The sequence below is a fragment of the Blastopirellula marina genome, from assembly GCF_002967765.1.
In the GTDB taxonomy this organism is placed as follows: Bacteria; Planctomycetota; Planctomycetia; order Pirellulales; family Pirellulaceae; genus Bremerella; species Bremerella marina_A.
The window spans coordinates 434,420-455,816 of record NZ_PUHY01000015.1 but is presented as its reverse complement, the minus strand read 5'-3'; the positions used below and the strand labels follow the sequence as shown (position 1 = coordinate 455,816).

Annotated in this window: 25 protein-coding genes; 21 read left to right on the top strand and 4 right to left on the bottom strand. The window is 55.1% G+C overall.

The window, feature by feature from the left end; translation table 11 throughout:
- The first annotated feature begins 127 nt into the window (after positions 1-127).
- The 5 genes from dnaJ to C5Y83_RS26380 all read left to right on the top strand — a co-directional run bounded on the left by dnaJ (position 128) and on the right by C5Y83_RS26380 (position 3,786).
- Positions 128-1,297 (top strand): molecular chaperone DnaJ, encoded by a 1,170-nt coding sequence (dnaJ, locus tag C5Y83_RS26400; protein WP_105332787.1) that lies wholly within the window; start codon positions 128-130, stop codon positions 1,295-1,297.
- A gap of 16 nt (positions 1,298-1,313) precedes the next feature.
- Positions 1,314-1,883 (top strand): nucleotide exchange factor GrpE, encoded by a 570-nt coding sequence (grpE, locus tag C5Y83_RS26395; RefSeq protein WP_146117933.1) that lies wholly within the window; start codon positions 1,314-1,316, stop codon positions 1,881-1,883.
- 122 nt (positions 1,884-2,005) lie between these two features.
- Positions 2,006-2,299, top strand: coding sequence for an FmdB family zinc ribbon protein (locus tag C5Y83_RS26390; RefSeq protein WP_105332785.1), 294 nt, complete (start codon positions 2,006-2,008; stop codon positions 2,297-2,299).
- A 29-nt stretch (positions 2,300-2,328) separates the two neighbouring features.
- Entirely contained in the window at positions 2,329-2,541 is a 213-nt protein-coding gene (gene yacG / locus C5Y83_RS26385; protein ID WP_105332784.1) for a DNA gyrase inhibitor YacG, read from the top strand.
- Positions 2,542-2,616: 75 nt separating this feature from the next.
- Entirely contained in the window at positions 2,617-3,786 is a 1,170-nt protein-coding gene (locus tag C5Y83_RS26380; RefSeq protein WP_105332783.1) for a hypothetical protein, read from the top strand.
- Positions 3,787-3,831: 45 nt separating this feature from the next.
- Here the strand turns inward: C5Y83_RS26380 and C5Y83_RS26375 are convergent, their stop codons facing one another.
- The 3 genes from C5Y83_RS26375 to C5Y83_RS26365 all read right to left on the bottom strand — a co-directional run bounded on the left by C5Y83_RS26375 (position 3,832) and on the right by C5Y83_RS26365 (position 5,866).
- Positions 3,832-4,179: a hypothetical protein gene (locus tag C5Y83_RS26375; RefSeq protein ID WP_105332782.1), complete on the bottom strand. Its 348-nt coding sequence runs from the start codon at positions 4,177-4,179 to the stop codon at positions 3,832-3,834.
- Positions 4,180-4,203: 24 nt separating this feature from the next.
- A complete protein-coding gene (locus tag C5Y83_RS26370; protein WP_105332781.1) occupies positions 4,204-4,551 on the bottom strand; it encodes a P-II family nitrogen regulator in 348 nt (115 codons plus the stop codon).
- Between the two features lie 76 nt (positions 4,552-4,627).
- Complete coding sequence (locus C5Y83_RS26365) at positions 4,628-5,866, bottom strand: acetylxylan esterase (RefSeq protein ID WP_105332780.1); 1,239 nt, start codon at positions 5,864-5,866, stop codon at positions 4,628-4,630.
- A 619-nt stretch (positions 5,867-6,485) separates the two neighbouring features.
- Between C5Y83_RS26365 and C5Y83_RS26360 the strand changes: the two genes are divergently transcribed.
- Positions 6,486-7,079, top strand: a complete 594-nt coding sequence (locus C5Y83_RS26360; RefSeq protein ID WP_105332779.1) for an HNH endonuclease — start codon at positions 6,486-6,488, stop codon at positions 7,077-7,079.
- A gap of 104 nt (positions 7,080-7,183) precedes the next feature.
- On the opposite strand, the gene C5Y83_RS26355 is transcribed toward C5Y83_RS26360, so the two are convergent.
- Positions 7,184-7,639, bottom strand: a complete 456-nt coding sequence (locus C5Y83_RS26355; RefSeq protein WP_105332778.1) for an MOSC domain-containing protein — start codon at positions 7,637-7,639, stop codon at positions 7,184-7,186.
- A gap of 159 nt (positions 7,640-7,798) precedes the next feature.
- Here C5Y83_RS26355 and C5Y83_RS29510 point away from each other — a divergent pair, with 159 nt between their 5' ends.
- From C5Y83_RS29510 to C5Y83_RS26280, 15 genes are all read left to right on the top strand, one after another.
- Entirely contained in the window at positions 7,799-8,113 is a 315-nt protein-coding gene (locus tag C5Y83_RS29510; RefSeq protein WP_105332777.1) for a hypothetical protein, read from the top strand.
- A gap of 145 nt (positions 8,114-8,258) precedes the next feature.
- Positions 8,259-11,618 carry an isoleucine--tRNA ligase gene (gene ileS / locus C5Y83_RS26345; protein WP_105332776.1) on the top strand — a complete coding sequence of 1,120 codons (3,360 nt, stop codon included), beginning with the start codon at positions 8,259-8,261 and terminating at the stop codon, positions 11,616-11,618.
- Positions 11,615-12,277: a phosphoribosylglycinamide formyltransferase gene (gene purN, locus C5Y83_RS26340; RefSeq protein WP_105332775.1), complete on the top strand. Its 663-nt coding sequence runs from the start codon at positions 11,615-11,617 to the stop codon at positions 12,275-12,277. The genes ileS and purN overlap by 4 nt, the downstream gene beginning before the upstream one ends.
- Positions 12,278-12,661: 384 nt before the next feature.
- A complete protein-coding gene (locus C5Y83_RS26335; protein WP_105332774.1) occupies positions 12,662-13,465 on the top strand; it encodes a DeoR/GlpR family DNA-binding transcription regulator in 804 nt (267 codons plus the stop codon).
- Between the two features lie 24 nt (positions 13,466-13,489).
- Positions 13,490-14,209: a phosphate propanoyltransferase gene (pduL, locus tag C5Y83_RS26330; protein ID WP_105332773.1), complete on the top strand. Its 720-nt coding sequence runs from the start codon at positions 13,490-13,492 to the stop codon at positions 14,207-14,209.
- A 162-nt stretch (positions 14,210-14,371) separates the two neighbouring features.
- Positions 14,372-14,680 (top strand): BMC domain-containing protein, encoded by a 309-nt coding sequence (locus tag C5Y83_RS26325; RefSeq protein WP_105332772.1) that lies wholly within the window; start codon positions 14,372-14,374, stop codon positions 14,678-14,680.
- Positions 14,681-14,722: 42 nt separating this feature from the next.
- Positions 14,723-14,992: a BMC domain-containing protein gene (locus C5Y83_RS26320; protein ID WP_105332771.1), complete on the top strand. Its 270-nt coding sequence runs from the start codon at positions 14,723-14,725 to the stop codon at positions 14,990-14,992.
- Between the two features lie 60 nt (positions 14,993-15,052).
- Positions 15,053-16,243: an acetate/propionate family kinase gene (locus C5Y83_RS26315; protein WP_105332770.1), complete on the top strand. Its 1,191-nt coding sequence runs from the start codon at positions 15,053-15,055 to the stop codon at positions 16,241-16,243.
- Position 16,244: 1 nt separating this feature from the next.
- The gene (locus C5Y83_RS30080) at positions 16,245-16,688 is read left to right on the top strand and encodes a EutN/CcmL family microcompartment protein (RefSeq protein WP_105332769.1); all 444 of its coding nucleotides are present in this window, start codon (positions 16,245-16,247) and stop codon (positions 16,686-16,688) included.
- Between the two features lie 42 nt (positions 16,689-16,730).
- Complete coding sequence (locus C5Y83_RS26305) at positions 16,731-18,170, top strand: aldehyde dehydrogenase family protein (protein WP_105332768.1); 1,440 nt, start codon at positions 16,731-16,733, stop codon at positions 18,168-18,170.
- Between the two features lie 7 nt (positions 18,171-18,177).
- Positions 18,178-18,438, top strand: coding sequence for a EutN/CcmL family microcompartment protein (locus C5Y83_RS26300; protein WP_105332767.1), 261 nt, complete (start codon positions 18,178-18,180; stop codon positions 18,436-18,438).
- A gap of 3 nt (positions 18,439-18,441) precedes the next feature.
- Complete coding sequence (locus C5Y83_RS26295; protein ID WP_105332766.1) at positions 18,442-19,107, top strand: hypothetical protein; 666 nt, start codon at positions 18,442-18,444, stop codon at positions 19,105-19,107.
- Positions 19,108-19,119: 12 nt separating this feature from the next.
- The gene (locus C5Y83_RS26290) at positions 19,120-19,416 is read left to right on the top strand and encodes a EutN/CcmL family microcompartment protein (RefSeq protein WP_105332765.1); all 297 of its coding nucleotides are present in this window, start codon (positions 19,120-19,122) and stop codon (positions 19,414-19,416) included.
- Between the two features lie 81 nt (positions 19,417-19,497).
- On the top strand, positions 19,498-20,370 hold the full coding sequence (locus C5Y83_RS26285; RefSeq protein WP_105332764.1) for a class II aldolase/adducin family protein: 873 nt from the start codon (positions 19,498-19,500) through the stop codon (positions 20,368-20,370).
- Positions 20,371-20,450: 80 nt separating this feature from the next.
- Positions 20,451-21,392 carry a lactate/malate dehydrogenase family protein gene (locus C5Y83_RS26280; protein ID WP_105332763.1) on the top strand — a complete coding sequence of 314 codons (942 nt, stop codon included), beginning with the start codon at positions 20,451-20,453 and terminating at the stop codon, positions 21,390-21,392.
- The last annotated feature ends 5 nt before the right edge of the window (positions 21,393-21,397 follow it).

The window sequence follows — 21,397 nt, the reverse complement described above, 5'->3', positions numbered from 1 at the left end:
AGGTTTTGCCGAACCAACCTGGCATCCCCTCAACAAGATGGAATGCCATGGACGAAAATAATAACGGGCTGAATCTCTTCGAGGGACCAGCCCGTTTTGCTTCTACCTCCGCCTAGGTGAGAACAAGATGGCAACAAAAATCGACTATTACGAAGTCCTGGGAGTAGAACGCTCTGCATCGCAGGGTGAAATCTCGAAGGCCTATCGCAAGTTAGCGATCAAGTATCATCCCGATTCAAACCCGGGTGACGAGGACGCCGTCGTTCGCTTTAAGGCTGCCGCCGAAGCTTACGAAGTCCTCAGCGATTCCGATAAACGAGCTCGTTACGACCAGTACGGACACGCCGGTGTCGAAGGTGGCAACCAGCGATCCAGCTTTCACGACGTCGAAGACATCATGGAAGCATTCGGCGATATCTTTGGGGGCGGTGTCTTCAGCGATATCTTCGGCCGGGGCGGCGGCCGCGGTGGTCGCAGACGCGTCCGCAAAGGTGCCGACATCCAAGTTCGTGTCACGCTCGACCTGGAAGAAGCGGCAACCGGCGTTCAACGTGAAATCCAAGTCGATCGCCGAGTCGCGTGTGGACCGTGCAATGGCTCGGGAGCCAAACCTGGATCGCAGCCGGAACCTTGTAACCGTTGCGGTGGCCTAGGACAGGTGGTCCAGCAGGCTGGCATTTTGCGGGTTCAAACGACTTGCCCATCGTGCGGTGGACAAGGAACAATCATCAGCGATCCTTGCCCCGAATGTCGTGGCAATGGGTTCACAACGCGTCGTGTGAACATGGACGTCTCCATTCCGGCCGGGGTCGACGACGGCATGCGTGTTCGTTTGGCAGGTGAAGGTCAGCCCAGCCCTGATGGTGGCCCTCCGGGTGATTGCTACTGTCATATCTCGATCCGCAAACATCGCATCTTTGAACGCGAGGGGGATCACCTGATCCTCAAGATGCCAATTACTTACACCCAGGCAGTCTTGGGTAGCGAGATTGAAGTTCCGACCCTCAACGGTCCCGCAACGCTCAGCGTGCCGGCTGGTTCCGGTTCGTCGGAAGTGTTCAAGATGCGTGGCAAAGGGATGCCTGACCCACACGGTCGCGGGCATGGCGATTTGTACGTGCAGACCTACATCGAGGTCCCCAAGAAGCTCGATCCGAAGCAAGAGGAACTGCTGCGAGACTTAGCCGAGTACGAACATACAAACGTGAGCCCGCATCGCAAGTCGTTCCTGGAATCGATCCGAGACTACTTGTTCTCGTCGAATGACGAAAAAGAAACAAAGAAGAAGTCAAGCTGAACAAGGAGCCTGAACCGTGGCTGCAGAACATCCTAAAATGGATCCTTCCGAAGACCCAACCCAATCCGAAAACAATCCGCAAGGCGACGCGGCTGGTGATTCGGCCGATGCTTTTTTCGCTGCCTCCGATGCGGAAATCGATCAACTCAAACAAGAGCTTGTCGATGCCGAGAAACGCGTGTTGATCGCTCAAGCCGATCTCGAAAACTTCCGCAAGCGGATGCGTCGCGAACGGGAAGACGAACTGAAGTACGCCAACTCTCCGCTTCTTTCCGATCTCTTGCCGGTTGTCGACAATCTTCAACGGGGAATCGAATCGGCCGAGAAAACCGAAGTCGCTAACGGAATCCTCGACGGGATCAAGATCGTCGAAAAGCAGTTGCTGGAAGCGATGAAGAAGCGTGGCTGCGAACCGATCGACGCCCAGGGGCAACCGTTCGATCCGAACCTGCACGATGCCATCTTGCAGCAGCCCAGCGCCGACGTCGAACCGGGTACGGTACTGCATGTCGCCCAGGTTGGGTACAAGCTGTTTGAACGTGTCATTCGCCCTAGCCAGGTTATCGTATCGAAGGCTCCCGAATAAATTCGCCAGCATCTTCCCCCACAGACAGGCGGCGTGCGACGATGTGTGGAAAACCGCTGACGTGGTTGTTGGTATAATTAGCAGACGAAACATTTTATAGGCCTGAAAGAGGTTGTCGTGTAATGCCCACCTACGAATACCAGTGCGACGCTTGCAATCACAAATTTGAGGAATTCCAGTCGATTTCGGCCGATCCTCTGACCAAATGCCCAGAGTGCAAGAAGAAGAAACTGCGTCGTCTGTTCAGCACCGGCGGTGGACTGCTATTCAAGGGATCTGGTTTTTACATCACCGATTACCGCAGCGATTCGTATAAGAAGAGCGCTGAAAAGGGCTCGAAAAGTAGCGAATCGTCCAAGCCCGCTAAGAAAAGTGACTCGAAGGGAAGCTCTAGCTCGAATTCGTCGTCCAGCTAGGACTGCTCCCCATCGGAAGGAGGCCCGATATGGCTCCCCTGCGCTGTCCCACGTGCCGTCACATGTTCGAGAGTGACTACACGGTTGCGATGCCATTTTGCAGCGAACGATGCCGCCAGATCGATTTGGGGCATTGGCTCGATGAAGAGCACTCGCTGCCTCTGGATATCGAAAAGCATCTGGAGGAACAAGCCAACCAACCAATCGAAAACGACGCCGACGAAGACGAAGAATCGTGGTAGTGACGTTTTAATGGTTTGCCTCTCTGCCTATAATTCGGGCTCGAATTTACCCGTAGGTGAAGAGGAGTTAGCTGCATGTCGGAGGAGCGCGGTCTACTACGAGCCATTTCGTGGCACGAATGTTTCCCATGGCTGATCCTCTTTCGGGCGGCTCTGATTGGATTCTATCTGCGGGTTATGTTCATCGCCTACATCGGCGTCTGCGTGCTAAGCATCGGACTTTGGATTGGCGATACCGTCTTCACCTATCGAGGCACTCCTGAGCTTCCCGTAGCGGAAGTGGAAGCCGCCTCTCTGGCAGAACAATCCTCGGCCGAAATGGCCCTTGAGATGTCGCCACCTGCCCAGCGACTGGCGTCTTTTTTGACAACACCATTACGCCCGTTGTATCAGTTGGTATTCGAGCGGAACTTCACCTTTCTCGGCGGATTGAAGCGAGTCTTTCTCATCCTTTGGTATGCGGCAACGTTGGCCATATTTGGTGGCGCCATCTCTCGAATCGCGGCGATGGAATTCTCGATCAACGATCGCTGTGGCATGAAGGGCGCTATGGGGCATGCCCGGCGTAAATTCCTCGGATACTTCCTGGCTCCGATTTTCCCCCTGATTGGCGTGGCATTGCTCATGACAATTCTTCTGGCGATTGGCCTTTTGAATTGGCTGGGGACTTGGGTTGCCGTTGTGACCGGCATCTTAGGCTTCATTGCCGTGTTCGTGGCATTCGCCATCGGAATGTTACTGGTTCCGCTGCTCGTCGGCTGGCCCTTAATGTGGGGTGCGATCAGTACCGAGAATTCCGATCACTTCGACGCCCTCAGTCGTAGCTACGCTTACATCACGCAGCGACCGTTTCACTACCTGTGGTATTTGATTATCGCAGTACTTGCAGGATCGGTCGGCTTGTTTGCGATTACCTTGCTGGCCAACATCATGGCCCTTGCATTAGATACCGGCCTGCACTGGGGCCAAGGGATTGACCAGACGCTGGCCATTTCCAAACATCCTGTCTCCGGCCCGATCTGGCGATTCTGGGGAAACGCGATCGTTCGCTTAGTGCCAGCCTACGCATTCGGCTACTTCTTCTCGGTATTCGCAGGGATCTACCTGCTGCTGCGGCGCGACGTTGACCAGGCAGAGATGGATGAAATCGTCCTCGACGACAATCAACCACGATTCGCCATGCCAGCCCTTAACAAGGGCTTAGACGGCAGCGAAGAAGAAACAGATAAGCCGGAATCCACCTAATCTGCGGCTACGGTCGCCGCTGTGTGGCGCGGCACAAGATGCAGCTTACCTGGCGGCGAGTTGGGCCAGAATCGATCCGACTTGCTGATGAAACTGACCATTGGTCAGCACTTCTGCCCCGGCGTCTTTCGCTTGGGCGAGCAAATCGACCTGCACGTGGGGACCATGTACCAGCACGTGTAAATCGGGACGTTTCGCCTTGGCTTCCTGAATCGCACTGATCGCATCACGCGCCGGTGGGTTCAAATCGACGACCAGCGCCGTCGTATCGTCGTCGATGGTATCAATCAGACCTTTCTTCGATCCAATGACCTTCAACGAGATCCCTTGAGCATTGGCAGGCCCTTGCACGCGCGATGTCGACATCAAGTCGGCAGTAAAGTAGAGAATCACTGGCTATCCTGGTTCTATCGCAAATCAAACGGCGGACGGACCGCGTTCCTTGCCCCCAATTTGAACGACCTGCTCGATCGGTAAGACTAAGATCTTCCCGTCGCCGATGTTCCCTTCCTGACCGGTGCGGGCCACATTCTCGATGATGGACAGCGTCCGTTCAAGGAAGTCATCATTCACCGCGACTTCGATAATCACCTTCCGCAGCAGATTTGTTTGGTACTCAATCCCACGAAACGTGGCCGTTTGCCCACGCTGCCGACCGTAACCTTCGGCATCGAAAACCGTCAGGCGTTCGACTGCGGTTTCGGCCAAAGCGGTCCGAACACTGTCTAACTTGGTGGGCTGAATGACGGCGACAATCAGTTTCACGCTGGGGCTCCTGCGGGAATCGAGGTTACGATACCCGCTGTTCTACCAAATCACCCTGGCAGACCGCCAGTGGCGATTACTTGCCCTTCCCCATGACGTGGGCGTCAGCGAACTGCATGTAACGCTGCCAATCGGAAACGAGAACATCATGCTTACCGGGTCGAATCACGTAACCCAAGCGACTTAGCACCGGCTCGTCGACCTTCGGCATCTCTTCTGCGGTCAATCCTTCAACGCCCAACAGTTCGTACACCGGACTAGCATAGTGAGCCGAGAGAAATTCGCCGTGTGGATCGGCCCATCGATCTTCTTCCGCACTGCAAACCAAGCAAGGTCGCGGCGCAATCAACGCGATCAGCTCGTGCTGATCAACCGGGCAGGCGTCCTCGTTATGGTTGTACTTTACAAAGTTATCGCAAAACCAATGGGGAAACGACGTGTTGATCCGTTTGACCGATTCACCGAAGCGACGTCGCGACAATGCCGCCCCACCACAGCCTGAATTGTTCGAGATTACCGCGGCAAAGCGAGGATCTGAAGCTCCTGCCCATAGGGCCGTTTTGCCCAGACGGGAATGTCCCATCGCAATCACTTTCGAGCCATCGACTTCCTTATCTTCTTCCAGATAATCCAAGCCGCGACTCATTCCCCAGGCCCATGCAGCGATGCTTCCCCACTGATCGGGCTGCGGAGTTTTCTGTCCTTCTTTGTAGAAGTAAGGATGGATTCCGTTCTGGAACTTGTCGTCGAAGTCTGGGTCGATGTCGCCATAGTAAGCGGTCGCCAGACCGTAACCATTTTCCACAATCATCTCGACCGGCCAACGCGAACTGCTCGCGCCACGAAGTTTCTCGGTCGCCTTATGATCGTCGACACCCTTGTCCGAGCTATTTCGCAACCAGCTTTGCGGCAGCTGAATTGCGGGGTCGTTTTCGATCGACGCATTGCCGAAGAAATTTAGTGTCATGAACGTTGGAACGGGCTGATCGGTCTTTGGAAGGTAAATCAGAAGATTCATGACCGGTCCCTTGGGATCATCGGTCAGCTGAATTGCGACTTGTCGCCGTCGAGCCTTGCCACCAAGGGCATCGTCGGAGGATTCCGTAACCTTAAAGGCGATCTTTTCCGGAGCCGGTGGGGCTTTGCCGTAGACCTCTTGCTCGAAAAGCTCCATCAACTCAGGCCGGCGAATTTCGTTCCAGGCTTGGGCAGAGTCGATCTTCGTTCCGTCTGCCGCAACCAAGGGATCAGGCAAGGTGAACTTCGGGATGTCCGCTTCGTCGTAAATGACTTGTTCTTGCTGTGCGTGAAGCATCGGAGTCGCTGACAAGACGAGGAGAAAACAAGAAACAGCAGACGCAAATCGCGATAGACATCTCATGGGCAGATCTCGAAGGAGGAGAGGAGTCAATGGTGGGTACTCAACGAAGAAGCTTCATTCTAACAGGTAGCAGCAAACGCCCCCAATAGTTTTCCCCTCATTTGTGAACCCTTACCGGGTAATGCGGTCTTTTAATGCAGATGGATGTAAGCCAATGACCTCGGGAAATAGCGGGGCAGATCCTGGCCAAACAAGGGTAACGATCGACACGTTATCGACAATTTTTCCACGTTTTGCCACGCCCTTCTCACCCCCTTAACACGATTGGCTTACAGTTCGTCCAGCCTCGACCAAAGTGCCTTCCACGGGTTCCCCTGAAATGTTGGCGTTTTTGGTCGGAACTATGTTATGTTGAAGGTCTTACACGTCGGACTACCGAACGCGAACGGTCGGGGTCTAGACCTTGTACCCCCTTCCCAGCCCCTACGCCCATTTCATTTTCGTTGTATTGGCAGCCGTGGCTCGGTGGCACGAGTGCTCTCTGACATGCCAGAGAGTGTGTTCGGTTCGAATCCGATCGGTCGCCTTCCGAAACGAGGGAGAAACCAGATTCATGTCGGTCTTATTGGAGAGGCCAACGCTTGTCCTCAACCGCAACTGGCAGCCTGTCGGTGTGGCTTCGGTGGCTCGTTCGCTGACGCAAGTTTTCAGCGGAACGGCTCGTGTTGTCGACCCGCACAGCTATCAGTTGTACTCGTGGGAGGACTGGTCGCGTTTGGTCCCAGGCAAGGATGAGCCATTCATCTCTTCGCAACTGCTCAAGATCCGGATTCCGGAAGTGGTTTCGTTGGTCAATTACGACCGCGTTCCGCGGAACACAGTGACGTTCAGCCGTCGTAATGTGTTCAAGCGAGACCAATATATGTGCCAGTACTGCGGTTCGCGGCCTGGCAGCGAGTACCTGACGATCGACCACGTGACGCCGCGCAGCAAGGGAGGCGAGTCTTCCTGGGAAAACTGCGTGTTGGCATGTGTCGACTGCAATCATCGCAAGGCCAATCGCACGCCGGTTGAAGCGCATATGCCGCTTCGCAAGGATCCGATTCGTCCGAGATGGACGCCTGTTTACGCGGCCAGAAGAGTCAGGATCGAGTCCTGGAGTAAGTTCGTTAGCGAAGCTTACTGGGACACGGAACTCGACACTTAACAGGCCTGGATGACGCACTCGTTATCAGGGCCTGTTTCTTTTAGTACTTTCCCAATGAGAAGTTCCCGGCGAGCAACTGACCTCGCTGGGATCTCTCGTTGGCTCTATTGGTCGTCACACGCTTCAACGACCTGCCCTGCCTGCAAGCTGGCAGATGTGACGACACTGGCGAAATATCCGTAAAGCTCCGCCGTGTTTGGTGCCACTTCGCCAGTGGCAGCATCTTTGGCATGACACGGCTTCCACCGTTTCTCGAGCCGAATCTTTGCCTCGCCGATCGTTAAACACTGCCCTGGCATCAGCGTGGTTAGATCGATCCCCATGATCGTAATGTTCTCGCCAACGCTGCCTGGGGGGAAAGGTGTGACCCCATCGGCAAATCGTTCGAGTAGTTCCTGATTGAACAAGGTTACGGCACGCTGCGGAGCATAGTGCTGGTCGTAACGATGACCGTCCCCCTTCAATCCTTGTGGGGTCAATTCAGCCGACACGACAGGACGGCGGGGGATTCCCCCATTCGACAAACAAACGGCAACAACCTGACCTCGCGGTAAATTCATGGGTAATCACCGTAAATGCTTCCGACACCGTAGTTTTCGCCTGCGCGGTGGTTGACGAGACGGGGGTCTGGCTTTTCTAATCTCAGGATTCGGTTTCCATTCTGCGAGCTGACAGTACCCGCGAGATCCGCGTTCCGTTTATTCGACCGAAGGTTTGTAATGTCCGACGATTCCCTCCAGTGGCAACTACCCCACGGCAACTTTCCGTCTGATTCGATTGTAGCGACCGATGACGAATACGACGAAGATGTCGAAGAGGATTTCGATGAGGATGACTTCGACGACGACTTCGACGAAGACTTCGAGGAATTCGAAGACGAAAGCACACCTGATGACGATTCCTTCGAGGATGACTTAATCGAAGAAGAAGATGACGACGAAGGCTTCGAAGAAGAATTCTTCGACGACGAGGAAGAATCGGAAGAATCCGATTCCGAGGAAGAAGAAAAGGAAGAAGGTGACGATGACGATTAGGTTACCGCTGGTGAACCTAGTTTCGTCCCGATAAGTCTTATAAGGAGGCCGTGTTCTTTAACCGGCCTTCACCCAGTTGAGGGTTCAGTGGAAGGAGCAGCGACGCTCCTTCCTTGGTTTAATGCTCCGAGGAAGATGAGATTCGATGTTTGAAAGCATCCCCCAGAATGTTTCGTTTCCCGCCATGGAAACCAAAATCCTCGAGTATTGGCAAGAGAATCAGATTTACGAAAAGTCGCTCGAAGCACGAGCCGGCAACAAGCCGTTCGTCTTTTACGAGGGTCCACCGACCGCTAACGGCATGCCTCATCCTGGGCACTGCTTAACGCGTGCGATCAAAGACGTATTCCCGCGCTATCGCACGATGCGGGGTTATTACTGCGAACGAAAAGCAGGCTGGGACACCCATGGTCTGCCGGTGGAAGTCGAGGTCTGTAAAGAACTCGGGATCCATTCGAAGGAAGAGATCGAGAACTACGGCGTCGAACCGTTCATCCACAAATGCCAGGCCAGCGTCTGGCGCTACATGCAAGAGTGGGAACGCCTGACGCAGCGTCTCGGCTTTTGGGTCAACTTGGAAGAAGCATACGTCACCTACCACAAGAGCTTCGTTGAAAGCGTGTGGTGGTCACTGAAGAACTTATACGATCGCGGTCTACTCTATCAGGGTCACAAGATCGTCTGGTGGTGGGCCCAGGGTGGAACCGCACTCAGCTCTGGCGAAGTGGGCCAAGGGTACCGCCAAGTTGCTGATCCCAGCGTTTACGTTCGCTTCCCGCTGCTGGACGAGGAAGATACCGCGCTCTTAGTCTGGACGACGACACCTTGGACGTTGCCAAGTAATCAGTTTGCAGCCGTTCACCCAGAGCTCTCCTACGCTACGGTTCAAGACGAGGAATCAGGTGAAAAGCTGATCGTCGCTGAAGCGTTGGTCGAGGCCATCTCTGCTAAAGCGAAACATAAATGGAAGGTAGTCGACACCCAAAAAGGGGAAGCCCTCCTCGGCAAGCGCTATCGCCCCCCCTTCGACTACTACTACAAAGACCTCGGCAACACCGAAGGCACACTGAAAACCGGCGAGAAACAACATATCGCCTGGCGAATCGTGGCGGCCGATTTTGTGACGACCGATAGCGGAACTGGCCTGGTCCATCAAGCTCCAGCGTTTGGTGAAGTCGACTACGAAGTTCTCGCTGCTGAGCAAGATCGCTTCGAGCCCGGCGAAGGCCCAGCGTTGATCTGTAGTGTTGGCCCGGACGGAAAGTTCACCGACGAAGCACCTGACTATCAGGGGCGCTGGGTGAAAGAAGCCGATAAGGACATCTCGCGTGAACTGAAAGAACGGGGGATCTTGTTCCTGTTGGATCAGTACCTGCACGATTATCCTTTCTGTTGGCGTGCCGAAGACGATCCGTTGATCCAATACCCGCGAGAAAGCTGGTTCATCCGCACGACCAAATTCAAAGACCAGATGCTGGCCAACAACCAGCAAATCAACTGGTTGCCGGAACACATTCGTGACGGCCGCTTCGGAAACTTCCTGGAAAGCAACGTCGACTGGGCCCTTTCGCGTGAACGCTACTGGGGAACACCGCTGCCCATCTGGGTTTGCCAGGAAACCGGCAAGGGAGAAGCGGTCGCCAGCTACGCCGAACTGCAAGAGAAGCCAGGTGCCGCAGGCTTCGACGTTTGGGAGAAGGCCAAAGCTGAAAATCCAGACCTGGTCGACGACTTGATGATCCACAAGCCGTATATCGACGAGATCACCTACGACTCGCCGTTTGCGGAAGGGGCGCGAATGAAACGCGTGCCCGAAGTGATCGACTGTTGGTACGATTCTGGCGCGATGCCGTTCGCTCAGTGGGGCTACCCTCATAACGGCGAAAAGAATTTTGACGCCCAATTCCCGGCCGATTTCATCAGCGAAGCAATCGACCAAACCCGTGGCTGGTTCTACAGCCAATTGGCGATCAGCACGCTACTGTTCGGTAAAGACGAAGAAGGCAAGACCGAACCACACGCGTACCCGCATCCATTCAAGAACTGCATCGTGCTCGGCCTCATGCTGGGCGAAGATGGTCAGAAGATGTCGAAGAGCAAGCGAAACTATCGCGAGCCGACGGAGATCTTCGATCGCTACGGTGCTGACGCACTGCGATGGTACCTGTATGCGAATCAGCCACCATGGACTTCGATCCGCTACAACGAGCAGTCAATCAAGGACAGCATCCCTGAGTTCCTGCTCCGTTTGTGGAACGTCTACAGCTTCTTCGTGATCTACGCCAACATCGATGGCTTCGAACCGGAGAAGTCGGTCGACAATCTCGCTGCTGGACTGGCCAACCATTTCGATGGAGCCTCAGGTGCACGCTCGGTGGCCCAACGCAGCGAACTCGATCGCTGGATTCTCAGCGAATTGAATCGGATGGTCGAAACGGTCACCAGTCGTATGGACGCCTACGACAACTACAACGCGTGTGCCGCGATCAACGAGTTCGTCGACGGACTTTCCAATTGGTATGTTCGCCGCAGCCGTGATCGATTCTGGGCGAAGGACAAGCAATCGGCCGACAAGCTGGATGCCTACTGGACGCTGTACGAATGCTTGCTGACCACCTGTCAGGTGATCGCTCCCTTCGTTCCGTTCCTGTCCGATACCTTGTGGCAAAACTTGGCCGGCATCTTTGGCGAGAAAGCGGCGTTAAGTGTGCATCTTTGCGACTTCCCCGAAGTTGATACCAAGGCCATTGATACGCAGCTTTCCCAGCGAATGGAACTCCTGCGAGAAGTCGCCTCGCTCGGTCGTCAGGCCCGTATGAACGAGAAACTTAAGGTTCGCCAACCTCTTTCCAAAGTGGAAGTTGTGCTGGCCGACAACACGCATTGCGATTGGCTCGAATCGCACAGTGCGTTGCTTTGCGAGGAGTTGAACGTCAAGGAAGTCGCATTCACACAGGACGCCGACGAGTACATCAATTACCAGATCCAGCCCAACTTCAAACGGCTGGGCCCACGTGTTGGCAAGCTCCTGCCGACCGTAAAAAAGGTGCTTGGCCAGACCGACGCGACGGCTTTGCTGAACACGCTTCAGACCGCGGGCGCCTTTACTCTGACGATCGAAGGCGAATCGCTCACCTTCGATAACGAAGACATTCAAGTTCGCTTAACCGCCAAAGAAGGCTGGGCTGCCGCTCAAGGAAAGCTCTGCGTTGTGGTGCTCAATACCGAGCTGACACCCGAGTTGATTCAGGAAGGCTACATCAAGGACCTCGTGCGTCTCATCCAGGACAAGCGAAAGGAATTGGACTTAGAGTACACGGCTCAGATCGAAGTTGGCATCGTCACCGAATCGACCGAAGTGGGAACCGCAGTCGAGAAGTTCGCCGACTACATCCAAAGTGAAACCTTGGCCAAGAGCGTCCACAACCAAGCCATCGCTGGCGTTGAACCGAACACCACGACCATCGCCGACAGCGAAGTCCGAATTTACGTGAAACAAGTATGACGCAACCAGCGCCGATATTCACGAAACATACGGCGGACAATCCGCTGAAGATCGCCGTCTTGATTTCAGGCGGCGGGACGACGCTACGCAATCTGCTTGAGCGAATCGAGCAGGACAATCTTCCTTTGGAAGTCGTCCTGGTGATCTCCAGCAGCCGAACCGCCAAGGGCATGGTATACGCCAACGACGCGAACATTCCCTGCAAGATCGTCACGGTTCAAGATCATCCCGAAATCGCCGACTTCTCAGCTACGATCTTTCACGCTTGTCGCAAAGCGGGAACCGAGCTTGTCGTCATGGGAGGATTTCTCAAACAAGTCGCCATTCCCCCAGACTTCGAGAACCACGTGGTGAATATCCACCCATCGCTGATCCCTTCGTTCTGCGGCGCCGGCTTCTACGGTTCGCGGGTCCATGCTGCGGTCCTAGAGTACGGCGCCAAGGTAAGCGGATGCACGGTTCACTTTGTCGACGATGATTACGATCACGGACCAATCATCACTCAATCGGTCGTCGAAGTCTTTCCGGAAGACACGCCGCAAGCCTTGGCAGAGCGAGTCTTCGAGACCGAATGCCACGCTTATCCCGCGGCAATTCAAGCCCTCGCTGAGGGCCGGGTGGCCATCCATGGGCGCAAGGTCACCGTGCTACCGCGGTAGCCGGCTCACAGAAAAACGCTAGCAATTTCCCGGCATGCGCCTCTCTGCACGCTGTGTGATGCGCGTTACAATTTTCCCAGTCATCCTATAACTTCGCGGCACACAGATGACGGGAAACTATCAGATGGTGACCAACTTCTTTCATTCATGCCGATTCCAGCCCTAACGATCCCTATATTCGCAATACTGTTTATCCTAATCGTACTCAAAGTGGGGCTTTTTTGCGTTTTAGCGAAGAATTAGGGCCACGACAGAGACCGAATGCGTGAATTTTGAAAGAATTGTGGCATCATCTGATTGATTGTTGGCAATTCGGGATGCATAATCTAGGTGTTTTAACTCGGTTGAGTTAATACCCTCTCTCAAGCCCCCAATCTTCCCCACATGCAAGCGGACGTCCGACGAACGCGACTTTTGGAACTGGTGCGAGCCCGTGGCTTCGCCTCATTGCCAGAATTAGCGCAAGAGTTGGAGGTCTCCGAATCGACGGTCCGTCGCGATGTGGAACAGCTGGAAGAAGCTGGGTCGGCTCGCAGGACGCACGGGGGAGTTTTTTACACCGGTCCATCCCCCAACTTGCCTCACTTCGAGCTCCGCCACGAAATGCAGTGGAGTAAGAAACGGCAAATTGCCAGGGCCGCGGCGCAGCTGATCGAAGATGGCGACACGGTCATCCTTGACGGCGGCAGCACTACGTACGAACTAGCCCAGATGCTGGTCGGGCGTACCCTACAGATCGTGACCAATTCGTTGCCGGTGGCCAACTTGTTCATGGCCAGCAACACCACGGAATTGATCCTGCTCGGGGGCTACGTCCACAGCGCGACAGGCGTTTCGCTTGGTCCCTACGCGAATGAAATGATCGCGCGACTTAGTGCCCGACGAGCCGTTTTGAGCGTAGCAGGTATCACCGAACAAGGGCTGTACAACAGCAACCTCCTGCTCGTGGAAACCGAGCGGGCCATGATGAAAGCTGGCGGCGAGGTTATTATCGTTGCCGACAGCACGAAATTCGGTCGGCAAAGCCTGGCCCAGATGTGCGAATTGTCCGAGGTCGACAAGCTCGTGGTTGATCACGAGATCTCGGAAAGTTGGCAACAGAAAGTTCGCGACGCCAATGTCGAGCTGATCGTCGCTCCCGCCGAATTAGCGATCATGGATCGCCCCATGTCCCACAAAGCCAGTTAACCCCTTAAAGGGTTCCCAATAACGATGAGTTCCTCACTCAATATCGATCACGCCACTATCGAACAAATCGTACGTCAAATCGTTCTTTCGCAGAGCGGTGGCGATCCGATTCATCCGGTTTCGGTGCAGACACCAGCCGCCCCGAAGTTGGTCGTCAGCATCTCGGCTCGTCACATCCACCTGACCGACGCCCATGTCGAAACCTTGTTCGGTCCTGGCCACGTCCTGACCCCGATGAAGGATCTCTACCAAGACGGCTTTTACGCCGCGGAAGAGACCGTCATGGTTGTCGGCCCACGTCGCCGTATGCTCGAGAAAGTACGCGTGCTCGGTCCGACACGTGATTACAGTCAAGTCGAACTGGCGTTCACCGATGCGATATCGCTCGGCATTGAAGCACCGGTTCGCGCAAGTGGCAAAATCGAAGGTACCCCTGGCTGCGTGCTGGTAGGCCCGAAGGGCGCCGTGCAGCTTGACCAAGGTGTGATCCGTGCCGAACGCCATGTCCACATGAATAACCGGGATGCCGAGTTCTATGGCGTGAAGAATGGCGATCGTATGAACCTCCGCATCACTTCGCTCGGCTGCACGACCACATTTGAAGACCTGCTGGTTCGATCTGATGACGTTAGCAAGTTGGAAGTTCACATCGACACCGATGAAGGCAACGCGTGCAATCTGGACGCTGCTACCGAGATCCAACTGCTGAAGCAAGAACCTTGTGGTTGCAAGACAAAGCATTAGTCCACATCACGCTTTCGTTGGTCTCCATGATTTTGCACCTTGAGACCTCGCCCGAGACCAGCGAAGGCGTTTTATCCGATTTCCTGTTTTGAAGACATCGCATCGGTTTTGCGATGCGAATTGAAGTAACGGTTTCCTTTTTTGTTCGGGAGATTAAACCCCATGGCGAAAGTAATGGAAGCGTTGGGCATGATTGAAACCAAGGGCTTTGTGACCTTGGTGGAAGCCACCGACGCAATGTTGAAAGCAGCCAACGTGACGTTCGTTGGTTGGGACAAAGTTGGCAGCGGTCTGGTTTCCGCTTTCATCACCGGCGACGTCGCCGCTGTGAAGGCTGCCACCGATGCTGGTGCCGCGGCTGCTGGTCGTTTGGGCGAAGTCGTCAGCGTGCAGGTCATTCCGCGACCACACGAAGACATCGGCATCGTTCTGCCTCCACCGGTCAAAACGGTTTACACCTCGGCTGAATAGTCCCGTCCCCATTTAAGAAACATCCGCGAAGGAATATTTTCCATGCAAAACGCAATTGGTTTGATTGAAACCAAGGGTTTGGTTGGTTTGGTCGAAGCGACCGACGCCATGGCGAAGGCCGCTAACGTGAAGATCGTAAAGCGCGTCAACATCGGCGGTGGTTTGGTTTCGACGGTTGTCAGTGGCGACGTCGGCAGCGTTCGTGCTGCGGTTGAAGCTGGTGCCAATGCTGCTCAGCAAGTTGGCGAACTGGCTGGTAGCCACGTTCTCCCTCGTCCAGCCGAAGGCTTGGTCGACGTTTACTTCAGCTAAGCCGTACCATTCCAGCCGTAACCCCACGGAGCATCCCCGGGCGAAAGGAGTCCAAACGCGATGAAGGTTCTCGTAGCAAATCTCGGCTCGACTAGTTTCAAGTATCGCTTGTTCGATATGGACAGCGAAACCCAATTAGCCCGAGGCGGGATCGATCGAATTGGATCTTCCGAGAGTTCCTGCAGCGTGCAGATTGGCGATTGGAAAGAAGATGTCACGGCGCATGTCCCCGACCATGCCGTGGCGGTTCGCAAATGCCTTTCGCAACTCACCGATGCAGAACATGGATGCCTGAAAGATGCCGCAGAGGTTTCGGCCATCGGATTTAAAGCGGTCCACGGTGGACGTGTATCAGGCGTGCAGCGGGTCAACGACGACGTCCTTTCTGCGATGGCAGAAATGAACGATGTCGCCCCGGCCCACAACCCGCCTTACATTGCCGCCATGCGATTACTTTCCGAGCAACTGCCGGAGATTCCGCTAGTTGCCGCCTTTGAAACCGGCTTTCACGCGACGATCCCCGATCGGATGCGTTACTACGGAATTCCTAAATCATGGTCAGATGAATTTCTGGTCAAGAAATGGGGCTTTCATGGTGCCAGCCATCGCTATATCGCCACGCGAAGTGCCGAACTGTTGGGACGCGACGATTTGCGCGTGATTTCGTGCCACCTGGGTGGAAGCAGCAGCATTTGTGCGATTCGTAATCGCCAAAGCGCTGGGATCTCCATGGGCATGAGTCCACAAACCGGCCTGCCACAGAACAACCGGGTTGGAGATTTCGATCCGTACGTTCTGCCCTTGTTGATGGACAAGACCGGCATGAGCTTGGCCGAAGTGCTCGCCTACATGGGGAGTCACGGTGGCTTGCTCGGCCTGAGCAATGGTCTCAGTGGCGACATGCGGGACCTGGAACAGGCTGCCGCCGAGGGCAACGCTGACGCGCAGTTGGCTTTGGACATGTTCACCAGCGAAGTCCGCCGCTACTTGGGCGGAATGTTGGTGGAGCTGGGCGGAGCGGACGCTATCGTCTTTACCGGCGGTATCGGCGAAAACGGTAAGCAATTGCGAAGAGACGTATGTGCCAACTTGCAAGAGTTGGGAATCGAATTGGACGAAGCGAAGAACGATTCCGCCAAGGGAGAGGCTTCGATCCATTCGGCAAACAGCAAAACGCAACTGTGGGTAATCCCGACCAACGAAGAGATCATCGTTGCCCGGCAAACCAAGCAGTTGTTGGAGTCGACCTAAGATGTTTATCGCCAAGGTGACCGGTTCGGTCATTGCCACCCAAAAAGTCGACACGATGGTCGGCCACCGCTTGCTGGTAGTCGAACCGTATCGATTGGAAGCAAAAGATCGTCAGTCGTTGGTAACCACGGGACGTACCTTCGTTGCTGTCGACATGCTCGGCAGCGGTGTCGGTGACTTCGTGCTGATTACGCAAGGTTCTAGTGCCCGTCTAACTGCGGAAACCAAGAGCCTGCCGATCGATTGTGTGGTCATCGGAATCGTCGATCGTGCGCATGTCGATAGCATGTGCATTTACGACCGGACAGAAGACGAGGACCAGGAGGAAGCTCCGAACCAGGAGCCAAAGCCGAAAGCAAAACCGGCTCCGGCTGCTAAGAAGGAAGCGACTCCGAAGAAGTCCGAACCAAAACAAGAGCAGACCGAGAGTGACTCGGATAGTTAGTCGGCAGCCACTTTCACGTGCTGACGTGAGGATATCATCATCATGCAATTTGACGAATCCATTATTCGCAATGTCGTAGCCCAGGTGCTCGCCGAAGTCGGCAAGGCGCCTCCGGTCACATCCGGTTTCAAAGGACGCTACGGCATCTTCGATTGTGCCGACGAAGCGGTTCGAGCTGCTCGCGAAGCGTTCGAGAAGCTTTCGGAACGTACCATCGAAGATCGCAAACGGATCATCGATCACATCCGTCAGATCTCGATCGACCAAAAAGTCGAACTGGGCACGATGGAAATGAACGAGACCAAGATCGGCAAGCTCGCTCATAAGATCGAAAAGCTGGAACTGCTGGGTCGTAAGACGCCCGGCGTGGAGTTCCTTCGCTCGGAAGTCTTCAGCGGTGACCACGGCCTGGCGGTGATCGAGCATGCACCGTTCGGCGTGATCGGCTGCATCACTCCGGTAACGCACTCGCTGCCCACCATCACCGGTAACGCCGTCAATATGATCGCTGGTGGAAACACGCTCGTCGTGAACCCTCACCCCAGCGGCAAGAAGGTTGCCGTGGAAGGTGTGCGTCGCTTCAACAAAGCGATTTACGACGACCTCGGTATCGACAACCTGATCTGCGTCATTGCCGAACCCACGCTAGAATCGGCTGATTTGATCTTCCATCACCGTGACGTGGCGATGATTTGCGTGACGGGTGGCCCCGCAGTTGCCCGTGCTGCCCTGAACAGCGGCAAGAAGGCGGTTGTCGCCGGTCCCGGGAATCCACCGGTGGTCGTCGACGAGACGGCCGATCTCGATCGAGCCGCTCGCAGCATCATCCAAGGGGGTGGCTACGATAACAACCTGCTCTGCATCGCCGAGAAGGAGGTGTTCGTCGTGAACTCCGTCTTCGATGAACTGATGCGAGCCATGGAACGAGCGGGTGCCGTTCGCTTGAACGCCAGCGAAATCGATCGCCTGACTTCCGTTGCGATCACTGAGGTGGGCGACCCTGGCAAGACCAAGCAGGTCGCCGCGAAGGAATTCATCGGTCAAGACGCCGCCGTCCTGGCCCGCGCCGCCGGTAAGAACATTTCGTCCGACGTTGAACTGGTATTCGGCGAAACGGACGAGCATAACCCGTTTGTTCCCGTCGAGCAGATGATGCCGTTCATCCCCTTCGTTCGCTGCCACGATGTAGACGAAGCGATCCAGAAGGCGAAGTACTACGAACATGGCTTCCGCCACACGGCGATCATCCACAGCAACAACGTCCGCAACATGAGCAAGATGGGCCGCATCATGGATACGACCCTGTTCGTAAAGAACGGGCCAAGCCCTGCGGCCTTGGGCGTGGGAGGCGAAGGTTACATTTCGTTCTCCATCGCGACCCCGACCGGCGAAGGCGTCACCACTCCGTTGACTTTCACGCGGGAACGACGCTGCTCGCTGATAGACGATTTGTGCATCCTGGGCCATCCGGCGAAAGGTTAGTCCCTCGATGAATACGGCACGCGTGGTCGGTACCGCCACTAGCACGGTCAGACATGTCTCGATGCGAGGCTGGAAGCTGTTGGTGGTTCAGCCGATGCAAGTTGACGGCGTTACGCCAGATGGTCATCCATTGGTTGCCGTAGATGCCGTAAACGCAGGACCAGGCGAATTGGTAATGATCACCAGCGACGGCAAATCGACCTCCGAACTTTTGAATTATCCCCGAACACCAGTCCGTTGGACGGTGATCGGAATTATCGACGAATAAAACGTGCAGTCCCAATTCAGTAGTCAAGAAATCGAACGCATTGTCCGCCTGGTCGTCGAGCGACTAGTGACGGAGAACGCCAGCGCAGGGCAGGTTGCCGCCAAGGCACCGCCGCCGGTAGGCGAACTGCGGCTCGATTCGAAACTGGTAACCGTTTCGTCACTGAAAGGGAAACTAAACGAAGCCATCACGGTGCTGTGTGTCCCCGCCAAAGCGGTCGTCACGCCCGCGGTGAAGGATGAACTGAAAGATCGTGGTATCCGGTTACGTCGGGCCAACCAGGCCGATTGTGGCCAAGAGGTACTTAGCCCGGTGGTCGTCAACGCCGCAAAACAAATGGTTTCGTCGACGTGGAATTCAGCCGGCAGAAGCGAACAAGTTGGCAACCTGAAGCTTGCGATCCAGCGAGCGATTTCCGTAGCCCAAAGTGACAAAATGGTGGTCATCCTTGCGGATCAACCGGAAGTTGCTGCGGCTGCTGCAAATCGCGCAAATGGTATTCGAGCAATGGTCGCCTGTGCAAGTCACGACTGGAAGTCTGCAGCTGAAAGCCTTGGTGCAAACCTGATCGTTTGTCACCCGGGTCAGTGGAACGACAGCGAGGTTCCGCGACTGCTAAGCAGCTTGTGGGATCTTCGCGGCACCGCAGGTCCCGATTGGTTGAAGTAAACGAGACAAACCATGCGAATCGCCAAAGTCATCGGAAAAGTGACGCTCAGCCGAGCGGTCCCTGAGTTTCAGGGAGCCGTACTGAAGCTGGCCGTGCCGATGATGCTCAGCGATATCGAAAACGAAAATACCCCGCTGGACGACCTGCTCGTGGTTTACGACGAACTAGGCGCCGGCAACGAGAACTACATCGCCCTGAGCGAAGGGGGAGAAGCGGCCCAACCGTTCTACCCTGAAATGAAGCCGGTCGACGCCTACAACGCGGCCATTTTGGACACGGTTGATATCCGTTACCGGCCAGACAAATAAGGTCCTCTCCCTACTAGGGGGATGGGCAGAACGAACAAATCAAATTAACACGCTACCCTTGATTGCGAGCAACGAATCGGCATGACGAACGTTCACAAGATCAAACAAGATATGTGCGATATCGGCCGGCGAATTTATGCCAAAGGCTTCGCCGCCGCTAACGATGGGAATATCACCGTTCGTATCAGCGAGAACGAAGTTCTTTGCACACCGACGATGCACTGCAAAGGCTTTCTGAAGCCGGACGATATTTCCACGATTGACATGACCGGCAAGCAGATCGCCGGACGCAAACCGCGTTCCAGCGAAGCCTTGTTACACTTGGAAATCTACAAGCAACGTGAAGACGTTAAAAGCGTCGTTCACTGCCACCCGCCGCACGCCACGGCATTCGCGATCGCTCGTGAACCGATTCCACAATGTGTGCTGCCAGAAGTGGAAGTTTTCCTGGGTGATGTTCCGATCACCAAGTACGAAACGCCTGGCGGTCAATCGTTCGCCGACACGATCATACCATTCGTCGATCGTACGAATCTGATCCTGCTCGCTAACCACGGCACGGTCAGCTATGGCGAGAACGTCGAACGCGCGTACTGGTGGACCGAAATCCTCGACGCCTACTGCCGCATGCTGATCTTGGCTAAGCAGTTGGGGCACGTCGAATTCCTGAACGAAAAGAAGTCGCGTGAACTGCTCGATTTGAAAGACAAATGGGGCTGGAGCGATCCACGTAACACCGAACAGTACAAAGATTGCGACATCTGTGCCAATGATGTCTTCCGCGATAGCTGGCAAGACTCGAACGTGCAGCGTCGCGCGTTCGGTTCCCCAGAACCGATGGGGGCCAAAGCCGCCGCCAAGCCGGCCGCAACCGCCAGCGGCAGTTCGGACCAGGAAGCGTTGATCCAAATGATCACCCAACGCGTCATGGCTGAACTTTCGAAGCAGTCATAACCTCCCTGCCCTTTCGCTCCTTACACAAGAGAGCGATCCAGCTAACCCGACAAACATCCCATAGCTAGAGAATTAGACAGATGAAAGTTAGCATCATTGGCGGCGGTGGATTGGTTGGTTCGTGTGCCGCATTCGCTTTACAGTGCAGCGGCATCGTTCGCGAAATCGCCTTGCTGGACGTCAACGCCGACCTGGCTGGCGGCCAAGCACTCGACCTTCTGCATGGTGCTCCCAGCACAGCCGATCAAATTATTTCGAGCGGTAGCTACGAGCACATTCCTGACTCTGACATTATCTGCATTACCGCTGGTCTGCGTCGTAAGCCCGATGAAAGCCGCTTGGACCTGATCAACCGTAACGTTGATCTCTTCCTGACGATTCTCGATTCGATCAAGAAGGTTGGTTACAAGAAAGACGCAATCGTCTTTGTTGTCTCAAATCCAGTCGACATCCTCACATATCTGGCCTCAACGCGGCTCGATTTGCCGACCAACAAAGTGATTGGTCTCGGCACGCAGCTCGATACGATTCGATTCCGCTCGCTGATCGCCCAGCACTGCCAGCTTCCGCCGACTCAGGTTAAAGCGTTGATTCTTGGCGAACATGGCGACAGCATGGTGCCGATCTGGTCATCTGCTTCGGTCAACGGTCTTCCGCTCGAGAAGTTCCCTGGCTGGAATCCCAATGCCGCGAACGAACTGTTCACCCGCACCAAGGGCTCTGGTGCCGAAGTGATCAAGAAAAAGGGTGGCGCTGGCTTCGCGGTTGGGATTGCCATTCGTGACGTGATCGATGCGATCGCCCTGGATAGCCACCAGATCTTACCGATCTCAAGCATCCAGAACGGTTGCTACGATATTCGCGATGTTGCCCTCAGCGTGCCAACAGTCGTTGGTAGAAATGGTGTCGAAGCGACCTACCAACTCGATTTGTGGCCGAAGGAAATTCAAGCGTTGCGTCGCAGTGGTGGCGTCCTGCGTGAAACCCTTAGCACGGTTCTCAATCGCGTCGGTCGCTCATAATTCGC

Coding starts and splice junctions, on each gene's coding strand:
- dnaJ (WP_105332787.1), top strand. CDS start 128: ATGGCAACAAAAATCGACTATTACGAAGTCCTGGGAGTAGAACGCTCT.
- C5Y83_RS26390 (WP_105332785.1), top strand. CDS start 2,006: ATGCCCACCTACGAATACCAGTGCGACGCTTGCAATCACAAATTTGAG.
- yacG (WP_105332784.1), top strand. CDS start 2,329: ATGGCTCCCCTGCGCTGTCCCACGTGCCGTCACATGTTCGAGAGTGAC.
- C5Y83_RS26380 (WP_105332783.1), top strand. CDS start 2,617: ATGTCGGAGGAGCGCGGTCTACTACGAGCCATTTCGTGGCACGAATGT.
- C5Y83_RS26365 (WP_105332780.1), bottom strand. CDS start 5,866: ATGCTTCACGCACAGCAAGAACAAGTCATTTACGACGAAGCGGACATC.
- C5Y83_RS26360 (WP_105332779.1), top strand. CDS start 6,486: ATGTCGGTCTTATTGGAGAGGCCAACGCTTGTCCTCAACCGCAACTGG.
- C5Y83_RS26355 (WP_105332778.1), bottom strand. CDS start 7,639: ATGAATTTACCGCGAGGTCAGGTTGTTGCCGTTTGTTTGTCGAATGGG.
- C5Y83_RS29510 (WP_105332777.1), top strand. CDS start 7,799: ATGTCCGACGATTCCCTCCAGTGGCAACTACCCCACGGCAACTTTCCG.
- ileS (WP_105332776.1), top strand. CDS start 8,259: ATGTTTGAAAGCATCCCCCAGAATGTTTCGTTTCCCGCCATGGAAACC.
- purN (WP_105332775.1), top strand. CDS start 11,615: ATGACGCAACCAGCGCCGATATTCACGAAACATACGGCGGACAATCCG.
- C5Y83_RS26335 (WP_105332774.1), top strand. CDS start 12,662: ATGCAAGCGGACGTCCGACGAACGCGACTTTTGGAACTGGTGCGAGCC.
- pduL (WP_105332773.1), top strand. CDS start 13,490: ATGAGTTCCTCACTCAATATCGATCACGCCACTATCGAACAAATCGTA.
- C5Y83_RS26325 (WP_105332772.1), top strand. CDS start 14,372: ATGGCGAAAGTAATGGAAGCGTTGGGCATGATTGAAACCAAGGGCTTT.
- C5Y83_RS26320 (WP_105332771.1), top strand. CDS start 14,723: ATGCAAAACGCAATTGGTTTGATTGAAACCAAGGGTTTGGTTGGTTTG.
- C5Y83_RS26315 (WP_105332770.1), top strand. CDS start 15,053: ATGAAGGTTCTCGTAGCAAATCTCGGCTCGACTAGTTTCAAGTATCGC.
- C5Y83_RS30080 (WP_105332769.1), top strand. CDS start 16,245: ATGTTTATCGCCAAGGTGACCGGTTCGGTCATTGCCACCCAAAAAGTC.
- C5Y83_RS26305 (WP_105332768.1), top strand. CDS start 16,731: ATGCAATTTGACGAATCCATTATTCGCAATGTCGTAGCCCAGGTGCTC.
- C5Y83_RS26300 (WP_105332767.1), top strand. CDS start 18,178: ATGAATACGGCACGCGTGGTCGGTACCGCCACTAGCACGGTCAGACAT.
- C5Y83_RS26290 (WP_105332765.1), top strand. CDS start 19,120: ATGCGAATCGCCAAAGTCATCGGAAAAGTGACGCTCAGCCGAGCGGTC.
- C5Y83_RS26285 (WP_105332764.1), top strand. CDS start 19,498: ATGACGAACGTTCACAAGATCAAACAAGATATGTGCGATATCGGCCGG.
- C5Y83_RS26280 (WP_105332763.1), top strand. CDS start 20,451: ATGAAAGTTAGCATCATTGGCGGCGGTGGATTGGTTGGTTCGTGTGCC.